Below are 12003 nucleotides of genomic sequence, written 5' to 3'. Positions count from 1 at the left end.
CGAGACCAAACCCGAAGTTGTTGTTCCTGCTCGTTCGTGAGCTCAATGACCGGAGCGTGACGCATAATTTCATCCTCCTCTCTGGAAGATGAAACGCACAACCTCGCAATTAGTTGCAGCAACTCCGCAACACTACACTAGCGAGAAGGGACTAAGGCCATGAACACACTTCACATCGAACGAGACATGAACAGCAGTGGCGCTGTCCAGAGTATCGTTCGCGCAGTGTCGACCGGATTTCAATCGGAGATTCTGAGAGTAGTGACGCTTTACCCTATACTCGTCATTGTGTTCGGCATGTCAATCGTTCACACGGCGTTCACAGAAGTCGGAGACTCGATGATTGTGACTGTGGACTTCGCGGGGTATGGAGACAATAGTTGCGATAGCCTTGACTCTTCGCCCGAGTCAGACTTCTATGTTGGGGGTATGTATCAAGTCGACGTGACACTCCTTCCAGGTGGCGTACGTCCGACCGAGATTGAATATACGGGAGTCTCAGACTGGACTTGGCCACATGGGCTGATTCTTCGTACCAGACCTGAGCAATTGGCTTTTGAGTACTTCGTTATGGAAACTGAAGTACGTGATGATAGTGTGTGGAGGGCAACCGGCTGGACTCCGTTGTTCAAGGCCCCCATATATCACTTTGCTTTTCTCGTACCTCCGGAATTGGCTGGCACGATTCTTTGCATTGAGGCGGAATGGAACCACCCGCAGTATGGACACATAGCTTCGGAGCACCCAGACTGTGTGCGGATTCTCAGACCGTGTTCACACTCAGCGGAGCGGTCGGTGTTGACATCCAGAGTTCACGAGGCAAGTCAACAAAGGAAATTCGACCTCGCAATTGAACTAGCCGATTCCTTCCTGACTACCGGCTGGCATGATTTCTACGGCTTGGTCGACGCTCGCAGAGCAGCAACTGCCGGCGGTCGATACGATGATGCGATTCGGCTACTTGACACCTGCTTTGAACTGAACCATGCGACAATGTATGCGGAGGGTTGGAAGCCGACGCCCAGTGCCTCCGAGGAGGAACATCATTTGTACCAACGGATTCGCGCCCATCTAATTGAGCTCCGCAGCCAACAACAGCAGCGCTGATCAGGAGAGAAATGCTATGTACAAATACCTCATAGTCACGGTTGTTGCGCTTTTCAGTCTGGCATCTGCGCGGCCCTTCTTACAGCAAGAAGCCAACTTCTTCGGCATACCGAATCTTGAAGCTTTGAGTACCGAGTGGTTCATGCAGAGTTCGGATTCGTCCAGTCTGGGATTCGACTATCCGGTGGATATCGAAGTGCTGAAGATTGCCCCGAGCGACTACCGTGTCGTGATCCTCAATGCCGACAGTCCCAATTTCTATGTTTTCCGACTTGATCAGGTAAATGGCCTTGCCTACAACGACATCAGTCTATCGGATGATTCGGTGGATCACTGCGCATTCGCGAAGTCCATGTGCCTCGTTCAACAGGGCCTGTACTTCAATCCCGCCGTTGATCGCATAGCCGTTGCATTTGAGTACGGCGCGACAATCGGAATCTACGAATTTGATCATTGGGAAAACAAGTTTTCACGCGGCGGCATGTGCGGCACATGACCCGCTCGGGAGGGTTTGCTGACGGCTCGATTCGCAGCATGCGGTGCGGTTCAGGGGGCCGGTCGCGGACCCGCCCCTACGGGAGATACGGCCCGTGATGTGCAGGATTTGACGCGGCTGCCGTGTGGCGGAATCTGGTCTGGTTGACGACCGGGGTGGGATTCCGGCAGGGACACAGTCCCTGCTCGGCGAGGAGTTCCCGATGCGCGAAGACGCGCACCCCCCCGGCCCCCCACAGGATGTGGGGGGAGAGCTGGCTCTCCGGTTCCGGCTGGGCGAGGACGCGCGGCTCGGCGGCGAAAGCGGACCCCATCTAACTTCCCCAGAAACTGGGGAAGGACCCGAGGGGGATTCCGGTGCGGACTGAGGACGACCTTGACCCGGCTCGGCGGAGTGCTGGCACAACGGTCCCGACTCTCCCAAATATTGTGGGGCAGAGACGAACCGAAGAGGCAGGGGACGGGAGTGGAACCGCGCTTTCAGGCAGATTGTGAATAGTTGCGCATATTAAGTAATAGGACTTATTTGATAATATAAAGGTTTTGTTTGACAATCTGCCTTATTCTTGTATATTCACCGTGTAAACAGTCAATGTCACGGATACCGCGACTCTGTGCACGGTTGCTCTGAATCGAGTTTGGAACCGGCCGGAGAGCAGTTCATCAAAAAGGAGAACGGGAAGATGCGGTTTTTATCTCGGGTTGTGTCACTGATTGCCCTCTCGTCTGTGTTGCTGATCGGGTGTGCCGAGGACTCGGAAGATACGAGTTCCAGCCCGTATGACCTGGCCAACGGCGGAACGGGCGGAGTGTCGTACGACAAGTTCTGGAGCAGGGAATCGGGCCACGACACCACCGATACTCACCTCGCGACGTTCAATACGTATTCGGATTTCTTCCGTTGCAAGCAATGTCACGGGTGGGATCTTCTGGGGCAGAGCGGTTCTTACATCGGACGCGGGCCGCGCACGACTCGGCCGAATGTATCCGCTGTGAACTTGCGCACGATCGCAGCCGCCAAAACCAGTCAAGAGCTGTTTGACGCTTTGAAGACCGGCACCGGTGCGACGCGCCGCCCGGTGAGCGCGGACTTGTCCACGTATGATCCCGCGACCAATCCCACGGTCGGCGATCAAATGCCGAATCTTGCCGAGATCCTGACCGACGGCGAAATCTGGAATTTGGTCAAGTACTTGAAAGAAGAGGCGATTGACGTCAGCCAGCTTTACGATGCGACTTACACGGGTGCCTACCCGACGGGCTCGGCCACGTATTCCAACATTGGCCGGAATGGAAACGCGACGTCCGGGGCATCGTACTTCGCGGCTCACTGCGCCGTATGTCACGGCTCGACCGGCCAGTTTATCGAAGTCGAGGAGTATCTGACGGTCGGCGCATTCTTACGACACAAGCCGAACGAAGTGCAGCACAAGGTGAAATTCGGTCAACTGGGTTCGGATCCCAACATGGCCGGTCAGTTTGGGATTCAGGATGAGGAGATGATCAACCTGTACAAGGCTCTCACCGATACGATCGCGTTCCCGTAAGCGCGCGACTTTCACTCTGAGAAACGGCGGCTCGCAGGAGTCGCCGTTTTAATTTGCTGACGCTCGGGAAAGCGCGGGGCACGTCAAGCCGGAGGAGACGTGCCGCCGCAGGCCGGGCGTTCCAAAAGCCCTGGCGGCAGCCCGGGGTTGGGCTTTGGGTCCGGTGACTTAGGGTAAGCCTTTGAAGTTTATAGACTTTAGCGAGTGGTGCTGGGCTTGACAAGGGGCAGAAAATTCCGTATCTTTTAGTTTCCCATAATCTTGCGGATTGGTGAGGTAGAATGTTCTGGTCGGGATCGGCGACGAAGGGATGGCGGGCGAGCGGATGAATCTGATCTCGCTCACGGAACGCGAACGCGAAATTCTGCGCGCAGTGGTGCAGCATTTTGTGCTGACGGCCAATCCGGTCGGCTCGCGACAGCTTTCGCGTCATCATGGACTCGATCTCTCGCCGGCGACGATTCGGAATGTGATGGCCGATCTCGAAGAGATGGGCCTGCTCGCGCACCCGCACACGTCGGCGGGCCGGGTGCCGTCCGATCTGGGTTATCGGCTTTACGTGAACGATCTGATGGGGGCGCAGGAGCTGAGCTCGCAGGAAAAGGAAGCGATCGAAGCGGAATACGACGGGGTCTCGCAGGAGATCGATGAGATCATGGCGGTGACGGCGCGCGTGCTTTCGTCGGCCTCGCGGCTGCTGAGCATTGTCGCGATTCCATCGCTCGAAGAGGCGGTTTTGCAGCGGATTGACATCGTGCGGATCGCGGAGCACAAGTGTCTGGTGGTGATCTCGCTGGAATCCGGGCCGGTGCGCACGATCATGGTGGAGCTTGAGCATGCGCTGCCCACCGATCAACTGCAGCAGATCACGCAGGCGTTGAACAGCCGGCTGGCGGGTCTGCCGTTGTCGCAGATTCGGGCCGGCATCGGCGAGCGCATCGGCACCATGCAACTCCCGCTGCCGGGGCTGGTGCGCTTTTTCGTAGATTCGGCGGAGCGGCTGTTCAGCTTCACGGATCATGAGGACCTCAAGATTGGCGGTCGCGCGGCGATGCTTTCGCAGCCGGAGTATTCGGACGCGCGCTCGATGCGGGGGATCATCGAGCTGATCGAAGACAAGGACATCATCATTCACCTGCTGCAATCGCAGAGCGACGAGCGTCGCGAAGTCTCGATCACGATTGGCAGCGAGAATCCGGACGCGCGGGCGAAGGATTTGTCGGTGTTGTTGTCGGGGTATCGCACGGCGACGGTTACGGGCAAGCTGGGCGTCATCGGCCCGACGCGGATGGACTACTCGAAGCTGAAGAGTCTGGTCGAGTTCACCGCGCACACGATCAACCGGCATCTGCGCGGCGGCTCCGCGGTCAAATGAAACCTGCACGACATTCGATGAACGAAGATACACCGATTACTCCCGCGGAAGCGGCGGCGGGCGGCGCGGCGTTGGAGCCGTCCGCCGAGCTGGAGCAGCTGCGGCGCGAGGCTGAAGAGTGGCGCGACAAGTATGTGCGGAAGCTGGCGGAGTTCGAAAACTTTCGCAAGCGCACGCGCGGCGAGTTGGACGCGGTGCGCGACGTGGCGGTAGAGACGGTTTTGTTGTCGCTGTTGCCGGTGCTCGATGATTTCGACCGGATGCTGGCGGACCGGAATATGCCGCAGGACGATCCGTACCGTAAGGGTGTGGAGCTGATTCGCGGCAAGTTGTGGTCGGCGTTCGCGGCGCGCGGGGTTACGAAGTTGGAGAGTCTGGGTCAGCCCTTCGATCCGGTGGAGCACGAAGCGATGGCGGTGCAGCCGATGGCCGGATTTCCGGCGGGTACGGTGCTGCTGGTGCTCGCTCCCGGTTATCGGCTGGGCGAGCGTGTGATTCGCCATGCGCAGGTGATCGTCTCCGGGGAGGTCGCGCCGGCGGGCGAATCCGGGGACGGGGAGGAAGCCGCGCGTTAACGCGCCAGCCGCATGTCCACGAAACACGATTACTACGAGATTTTGGGAGTTCCGCGCAGCGCGAGCGAGGAGGAGATCAAGAAGGCCTATCGCAAGCTCGCGATGCAGTATCATCCCGATCGCAATAAGGCCGACAAGACGGCGGAGGAGAAGTTCAAGGAGGTTGGCGAGGCCTACTCCGTGCTGTCCGACGCGGAGAAGCGCGCGCGTTATGATCGCTTTGGTCATCAGGCGACCGGACCGGGGGCGGCGCAGCAGCAGCAGTGGAGCGGCGGCTTCGAGTTTGATCTGTCCGACGCGTTGCGGCAGTTCATGGAAGGCGGCATGTTCGGCGGCGCGTTTGGCCAGCAGTCGCGGGGCGGTTCCGGTCCGCAGCGCGTGCGCGGCAGCGATTTGCAGGTCAAGCTGAATTTGACGCTCGAAGAAATCGCGACCGGAGTCACGAAGAAGATCCGGGTGAAGCGGTACGCGAAGTGTCACGAATGCGACGGTTCCGGTGCGAAGAAGGGGACGCAGCGCAAGACATGTCCCACGTGCAAGGGGACGGGACAGATTCGGCAGGTGTCGAACACGATTCTGGGCCAGTTCGTGAACATCCAGCCCTGCACGCAGTGTCGCGGCGAAGGCAAGATCATTCCCGAGCCGTGTGCGCAGTGTCGGGGCGAGGGGCGCGATCGCGAGGACGCGGTCGTGGACGTGAGCATTCCGGCCGGGGTGGCGACGGGCAATTATCTGACGCTGCGCGGCGAAGGCAATGCGGGTCCGCGGGGCGGTCCGGCGGGGGATCTGATCGCGATTATCGAAGAGGTCGAGCACGAGCATTTTCGCCGCGACGGGGACAACATCCTCTACACGCTGCTGCTGAGCATTCCGCAATTGATCCTCGGGGATGAAGTCGATGTGCCGACCTTGACCGGCCAGGCGCGGCTGAAGATCGAGCCGGGCACGATTCCCGGGCGGATTTTGCGCATGCGCGGGAAGGGTCTGCCGGCAGTGAATTCGCGGCACGTCGGCGACGAGCTGGTGGAGGTCAAACTGCATGTGCCGTCGAAGTTGACCCCGCGCGAGCGAGAGCTCATCGAGGAGCTGAAGCGGAGCGAGAACTTCCGGCCCGGGGCGGGCGACAAGTCCTTTTTCGGCCGGATGAAGGACGCTTTCGGGAGCTGACTCTGATGTGGCGAATGGAATTTCGTCCGGCCACGTTGGTCTGGCTGCTGGCCATTCTGTTTCTGGTGGGCGCGACCGTGCGTGTTGTGGAGCGGTGGGGACATGCTCCGCGGCTGCCGTTAGCGGTGGTGCCGGGTAGTTCGAGTATCATGCAGGCGCGGATCGACTCGGTGCTGCGCGCGCGGGCGGCGGCGCGGAATGCTCCGGTCAATATCAACAGCGCGACGGCGCAAGACCTGGAGCGGCTGCGCGGGATTGGCCCCACGCTGGCGGCGGCCATTGTCGAGTATCGCGATCAGCACGGGCCGTTTGGTTCCATCGACGGGCTGACGGAAGTCAGCGGGATCGGTCCGAAGCGTCTGGAGCAGATGCGCGCGCAGTGCGTGCTCGATTCACAGTAGCGCGACACGACGAATCTTCACCCTCCTCGATATCCGATGGCGATTCGACTATCATCCGGTTCGCGCCGCCATACCCATGGAGGTGAACTTCGGCCGACGGCGGCCCGCACGCTGGAGTCGGTGTTCAACATGCTGGCCGGAGAAGCCGCGGGGAAGTCGGTGCTCGATCTGTTTTGCGGAGTGGGATCGTACGGGATTCACGCGCTGAAGCACGGGGCGCGGCTGGCGGTATTGGTGGACCGGGCGCATGAGTCGGAGAAGCGCACGCTGCGGTCGCTGGCGCAATTTCATTTGCAGGATCGGGCGGTGTTTTGTCGCGAGGAGGTGGCGCACTTCCTGCACAATTCGGCGCGGTGGCCGGAGCCGTTTGAGCTGATTTTCGCCGATCCTCCGTATGATCTGGTAGCGCCGGGTCCGGTCATCGAATCGATCATGGAGTCCGGGTTGTTTGCGGCGGAGGGAGTTCTGGTGTTTGAGCATTCGAAGCGGCAGGCGCCGCCGGAAGTCACCGGTCTTGCGCTGCGAAAGTCGCGCGTGTTTGGCGAGACGACGGTTAGTATTTGGGATCGCAAGTGAGCGCAATTTCCGTCAGCGGATTGTTCAAATCCTTTGGCGAGGTCCGGGCCCTCGCCGGAGTTGATTTTGAGATCGCGGACGGTGAGTTCTACGGTTTGCTGGGGCCGAACGGCGCGGGCAAGACGACGTTGTTGCGGATTCTCAGCGGGCTGTTGCAGGCGGACGGCGGTCGGTTGTGGATCGCGGGCCGGGATATAGCTCGGGGGAAACCGGCGGCGGCGGTGGGGGTCGTGCCGCAGGAGATCGCGCTCTACGAGAGTCTGACCGCCCGCGAGAATCTCGAGTTATTCGGCGCGATGTACGACTTGCGGGGTGCGGCGTTGCGTGGCCGTTGTGCCGAGTTGCTCGATCTGATCGGCCTCGCGGATCGGGCGCGCTCGAAGGTGCGCACGTTTTCGGGCGGCATGCTGCGGCGATTGAATCTGGCGGCGGGACTGCTGCACGATCCGTCAATCTTGTTGCTGGACGAGCCGACGGTCGGCGTGGATCCGCAATCTCGCGCCAGCATCTTCGCCATGCTGGAGACGTTAAACCGCGCGGGGAAGACGATTATCTACACGACGCACTATATGGAAGAGGCGGAGCGGTTGTGTCGGCGGATCGGGATTATCGATCACGGTCGGCTATTGGCCGAGGGCACGCTTTCGGAATTGTTGAGCGGGGTGAAATCGACGAGCACGATCCGGGCGCATGGGACTCCGTCGGCGTGGCCGTTGCTGGCGAGCGCGGAAATGATCGCGGGGGATGGGTTCGCCGACTACGTGCCGCGCGACAGGACGCTTTTGGGGAACGCGGTTACGGACTTGGAGCGGTCGGGCGCGCGGTTTGACCGGCTGGAGATTCGCGGACCAAACCTTGAGGCGCTCTTTCTGCAATTGACCGGCAAGGAGTTGCGGGATTGATTCGCCGCGTACTCAGACTCGTGGGAAAGGATTTTCGCATCTTTCTCGCCGACAAGCCGGCCATCGCCCTGAGCTTTATTGTGCCGATGGTGATGATCCTGGTTTTCGGTCTCGTGTTCGGCGGCAGTGACGGCGGCATCGAGGCGCTCGAGGTATTGGCGGTCAATCAGGACACGGGTCCGGCCGGGGCGCGCCTGTTCCGGGCGCTGGACCTGACGGCCGAATTGCAGCTGATCGAGCAGACTCGCGACTCGGTGCGGTACGATAGTCTGACGGCGCGCGCGCGGGTGGAGCGGGGAAAGTCGAGTGCGGCCATTGTGCTGCCGGCGGATTTTTCGGAGCGGTTGAAGGGCTGTACGGTCGCGTTGACGATTCTCGAAGATCCGCGCGATCCCCTCACGGCCGGAATCGTGACGGGGCTCTTGCAGCAGCAGATATTTCGTACGTTTCCCGGTCTGATGCCCGTGAATCTGGCGAAGCAGAGCTTAGGGGATTCGCTGGCCGGTCGCGGTTTCTCCAACGATTTGCGTCGCGCGATCGAGCGCAATTTCCAAATCGCGTTACCTGAAAGCACGGATCAGGCGTCGTGGTTTCCCGAGGACTTCGTGCTTGGGGCCGACGCGGGCGCGGAGCCGGCGGCGGCGGGGTTCGGGGTGGACAGTCTGCTGTCCAAGATGATGCAGATCAAGCGCGAGGTGGTGGTCGGTCAGCAGATCACGAATCCGGGGATCGCGCAGAGTGTCGCGGGTCCGGCCGTAATGTTCATGTTGTTCGCGGTGGGCGCGATCGCCGCGTCGTTGTTGCGCGAGATGCGGGGTGGCACGGCGAGCCGCTTGTTGAGCGGTCCGGTCAGCAGCGGCGAGCTGTTGTTGTCGAAATACGTGAATGCGGTAGCGCTCGGGGCCTTGCAGCTGCTGGCGATGATGATCTACGGTTGGCTGATCTTCGGTCTGGAATTCTTCGAGCACTTGCCGGCCGCATTGTTTGTGATTGTGTGCACGGCGGCGGCGATGAGTTCCATCGGCCTGATTACCGCCGCGGTGAGCCGCACGGAAGAACAAGCCACCGGATTGCAGGTGGTCGTGATTTTGGGGATGTCGGCGATTGGCGGCGCGATGTTTCCGAGTTTCATGATCCCGAAGTTCGTACGGGCGGTCGCGCAATTGACGCCGGTACATTGGTCGATGCAGGGCTTCACGGATGTGTTCTGGCGCGATCAGGGGGTGTCGGGCGTTGTGCTGGAAGGCGGAATACTGTTGGGATTTGCGCTGGTTCTGGTGGCGGTAGCCATCGTTATGTTTCGGCGGCGGTTGGCCGCGGAGTTGAGCTGATGTCTGCACTTGACCCGATGATCACGGCTCCGCTCACGCATCGCGTGGCGGTGGGCGCGTATATTTTCTGCGAGCAGCGACTGCTCTTGTTGCGGCGGGCGAATCCGCCGCACACATTTGCTCCGCCGGGCGGCAAACTCGATCCCGGTGAGGATCCAATCGCGGGTCTGCGTCGCGAGGTCGCGGAAGAGACGGGGTTAGAGATCGAGCTGTTCGGCGCGGTGAACACGTGGTTCGGTCGCATGGCGCCGGGCAAGCCGCTGTTGCTGTGCATCAACTATCTGGCGCGTTCGCGAACGCAAGCGGTTCGATTAAGCGAGGAACATACGGCCTTTGTGTGGGCTGGGCGGGCTGAGATCGAGGCCGGGACCGTTTCGATTCGGGACGATCGCGGCCACGGCTACGCTCTGGCGTGCGTGCTGCAGGCATTTGAGCGGGATGAACACAATTCGATCGGCAGCGGTGATTGACTCCGCGGCACAAGAGCGGCTGACGCGGCGGTTGATTGAGTTCCTGCTGACCCGCGATCAGTCTCACCCGTTCGACGGTCTGGGGGTCGTGACACGCGCGCGCGCGCAGGCGCTATTGCAGGAGCTGATACCGGCCGAGATTCAGGTGCGGGGCGTTTCCGCGCGGGGGCCGCGGGTGGTGATTGCGGCGCCGCACGTCAGTTTTGATCAGTGGTCGGAGTATTTTTGTAACCGTCTGACGCAAGCCTATTCGACCGGCAGTGTGGTGGCGATGAACTACCGGGATCGCGACCAGTACCGGATTCCGGTCAACATCGGTCGGCATCTGCATGTGAACCGGCCCACGGAGTCCACCGCGCCGGGGCGTTCGGAGCATCGAACGGAGCGGGCAGCGGAGGTTTACTACCACTATATTCACGCGTTGAGCGAGGCGGGAGGCGGGAGCCTGCCGTTAGACGTCCTGATCGAGATTCATTCTCATCGTCGCTGCGAACAGGTGCAAATCGCCACGGTTGGAGTGGGCGACGATCTGGCGCGCGAGCTGCATGCGCTCTATTCAGCGCATGCCGTGGAGCAGAGCTTGCCGGAGTTGTTGATTGAACCATTGCACCGGCTGCACTGGCAGGCACTGAGCGCGAAGCAAATCGGGAGTTTTCAACCGGGGATTTCGCGGATGGCGTATCACATCGAGATTCCGCGCGGGTTGCGTGAGAATCAGCGGAGTCGGGCGCGAGCATTGCCGGTGTTTAACGAACTGACGGGTCGAATTATCGCGGCGGCGGCGGAGTCCGCCGCGTGACGGCGCCCTCACCGCTGTGGGTGATTCCATTCGGGCTGCTGTTAGCGTCGATCGCGCTGGGGCCGCTCCTGGCCCCGCGCTGGTGGACGCGACGTTACGCGTGGGTCGCGTTGCCGTTGGGCGCATTGGTCGCCGGTTATTACGCGTTCGCCGGGGCGGGCGAGCGGATGCTGCATGTCGGGCATGAATACGTTTCGTTTATCGCGCTGATCGGATCGTTGTATGTGGTGACGGGCGGCATGTACGTACGGCTGGTCGGTCGGCTGACGCCGGCGCAGAACGCCGGGATGTTAGCGGTGGGCGCGGTGCTCGCGAACGTGGTGGGCACGACCGGGGCTTCCATGCTCTTGATCCGGCCATATTTGCGCGGCAACGGGTGGCGGTTTGCGCCGTATCATCTTGTTTTCTTCATTTTCATTGTGGCGAACTGTGGCGGCGCGCTGACTCCGATTGGCGATCCGCCGCTGTTTCTCGGCTATTTGAAGGGGGTGCCATTTTTCTGGCCGCTGGCGGAGTTGTGGTACAAGTGGCTGGTTGGAGTCGCGCTGCTGATCGGGATGTTCTATTTTTTTGATCGTCGGGAGTATCGCGGGCACTCGCAGTTGGAGCAGTTGATCGCGGAGGAGCCGGACCGGTTTTCGCTGGACGGTAAGCGCAATCTGATCTTCGTGGGGGTGATCGTGGGCGCGGCGTTCTTACAGCATCCGGTGTTTGTGCGGGAAGCCATCATGGTGGGGGCGGCGGCGGCCTCCTATTTTCTGACTCCGCGACCGATTCACGAGCGCAACGATTTCAAGTTTCATCCGGTGCGGGAGGTCGCGATATTGTTCGCGGGGATTTTTGCAACCATGGTTCCGGCGCTGGACTGGTTGGCGGCTCATGCCGGCGGGCTGGGGATCACGACGGCGACACACTATTACTGGCTGACGGGTTCGCTTTCGGCGGTGCTGGATAACGCGCCGACTTATCTGAATTTCCTGGCGGCGGCGATGGGCACGGAGGGGTTATCGGCGGATAATGTGGTTCACGTTGCGCAGTTCGCCCGCGATCATTCGCACACGTTACGTTCGATTTCGATCGCGGCGGTATATTTCGGCGCGGCGACGTATATCGGGAACGGCCCGAATTTTATGTGCAAGTCGATCTGCGAGCATGCCGGGCACCGTGCTCCCAGCTTCCACGAGTACGTGTTCCGTTACACGCTGCCGGTGTTATTGCCGGTCCTGGTCGTGACCTGGTTGCTGGTGTTGTAAGCGAG

At 60.6% G+C, this 12003-nt stretch carries 13 protein-coding genes; 12 read left to right on the top strand and 1 reads right to left on the bottom strand.

Going from position 1 to position 12003, the window contains the following annotated elements; all coding sequences use genetic code 11:
* Window positions 1–1123 precede the first annotated feature (1123 nt).
* On the top strand, window positions 1124–1603 hold the full coding sequence (locus HZB60_08450; protein MBI5059793.1) for a hypothetical protein: 480 nt from the start codon (window positions 1124–1126) through the stop codon (window positions 1601–1603).
* 76 nt (window positions 1604–1679) lie between these two features.
* Here HZB60_08450 and HZB60_08445 read toward each other — a convergent pair whose 3' ends face one another.
* On the bottom strand, window positions 1680–1916 hold the full coding sequence (locus HZB60_08445) for a hypothetical protein (protein MBI5059792.1): 237 nt from the start codon (window positions 1914–1916) through the stop codon (window positions 1680–1682).
* 369 nt (window positions 1917–2285) lie between these two features.
* On the opposite strand from HZB60_08445, the gene HZB60_08440 reads away from it, so the two are divergent.
* The 11 genes from HZB60_08440 (at window position 2286) to HZB60_08390 (ending at window position 11998) form a co-directional block, all read left to right on the top strand.
* Window positions 2286–3149 (top strand): c-type cytochrome, encoded by an 864-nt coding sequence (locus HZB60_08440; protein ID MBI5059791.1) that lies wholly within the window; start codon window positions 2286–2288, stop codon window positions 3147–3149.
* 325 nt (window positions 3150–3474) lie between these two features.
* Entirely contained in the window at window positions 3475–4524 is a 1050-nt protein-coding gene (hrcA, locus tag HZB60_08435; protein ID MBI5059790.1) for a heat-inducible transcription repressor HrcA, read from the top strand.
* 17 nt (window positions 4525–4541) lie between these two features.
* Window positions 4542–5099, top strand: coding sequence for a nucleotide exchange factor GrpE (locus tag HZB60_08430; protein ID MBI5059789.1), 558 nt, complete (start codon window positions 4542–4544; stop codon window positions 5097–5099).
* Between the two features lie 12 nt (window positions 5100–5111).
* A complete protein-coding gene (gene dnaJ, locus HZB60_08425; GenBank protein ID MBI5059788.1) occupies window positions 5112–6266 on the top strand; it encodes a molecular chaperone DnaJ in 1155 nt (384 codons plus the stop codon).
* A 5-nt stretch (window positions 6267–6271) separates the two neighbouring features.
* Window positions 6272–6667 (top strand): helix-hairpin-helix domain-containing protein, encoded by a 396-nt coding sequence (locus HZB60_08420; GenBank protein ID MBI5059787.1) that lies wholly within the window; start codon window positions 6272–6274, stop codon window positions 6665–6667.
* A 36-nt stretch (window positions 6668–6703) separates the two neighbouring features.
* Window positions 6704–7243: an RsmD family RNA methyltransferase gene (locus HZB60_08415; GenBank protein MBI5059786.1), complete on the top strand. Its 540-nt coding sequence runs from the start codon at window positions 6704–6706 to the stop codon at window positions 7241–7243.
* Window positions 7228–8145: an ABC transporter ATP-binding protein gene (locus HZB60_08410; GenBank protein MBI5059785.1), complete on the top strand. Its 918-nt coding sequence runs from the start codon at window positions 7228–7230 to the stop codon at window positions 8143–8145. Before HZB60_08415 ends, HZB60_08410 begins: the two co-directional genes overlap by 16 nt.
* On the top strand, window positions 8142–9476 hold the full coding sequence (locus tag HZB60_08405; protein ID MBI5059784.1) for an ABC-2 transporter permease: 1335 nt from the start codon (window positions 8142–8144) through the stop codon (window positions 9474–9476). The genes HZB60_08410 and HZB60_08405 overlap by 4 nt, the downstream gene beginning before the upstream one ends.
* A complete protein-coding gene (locus tag HZB60_08400) occupies window positions 9476–9946 on the top strand; it encodes an NUDIX hydrolase (protein ID MBI5059783.1) in 471 nt (156 codons plus the stop codon). The genes HZB60_08405 and HZB60_08400 overlap by 1 nt, the downstream gene beginning before the upstream one ends.
* Complete coding sequence (locus HZB60_08395) at window positions 9915–10745, top strand: hypothetical protein (protein ID MBI5059782.1); 831 nt, start codon at window positions 9915–9917, stop codon at window positions 10743–10745. The genes HZB60_08400 and HZB60_08395 overlap by 32 nt, the downstream gene beginning before the upstream one ends.
* Window positions 10742–11998: a sodium:proton antiporter gene (locus tag HZB60_08390; protein ID MBI5059781.1), complete on the top strand. Its 1257-nt coding sequence runs from the start codon at window positions 10742–10744 to the stop codon at window positions 11996–11998. The genes HZB60_08395 and HZB60_08390 overlap by 4 nt, the downstream gene beginning before the upstream one ends.
* Window positions 11999–12003: the final 5 nt, after the last annotated feature.

The sequence above is a fragment of the candidate division KSB1 bacterium genome, assembly GCA_016214895.1.
GTDB lineage: Bacteria > Electryoneota > RPQS01 > RPQS01 > RPQS01 > JACRMR01.
The sequence above is the reverse complement of the archived record's forward strand: the minus strand, read 5'-3'. Positions and strand labels throughout refer to the sequence as shown.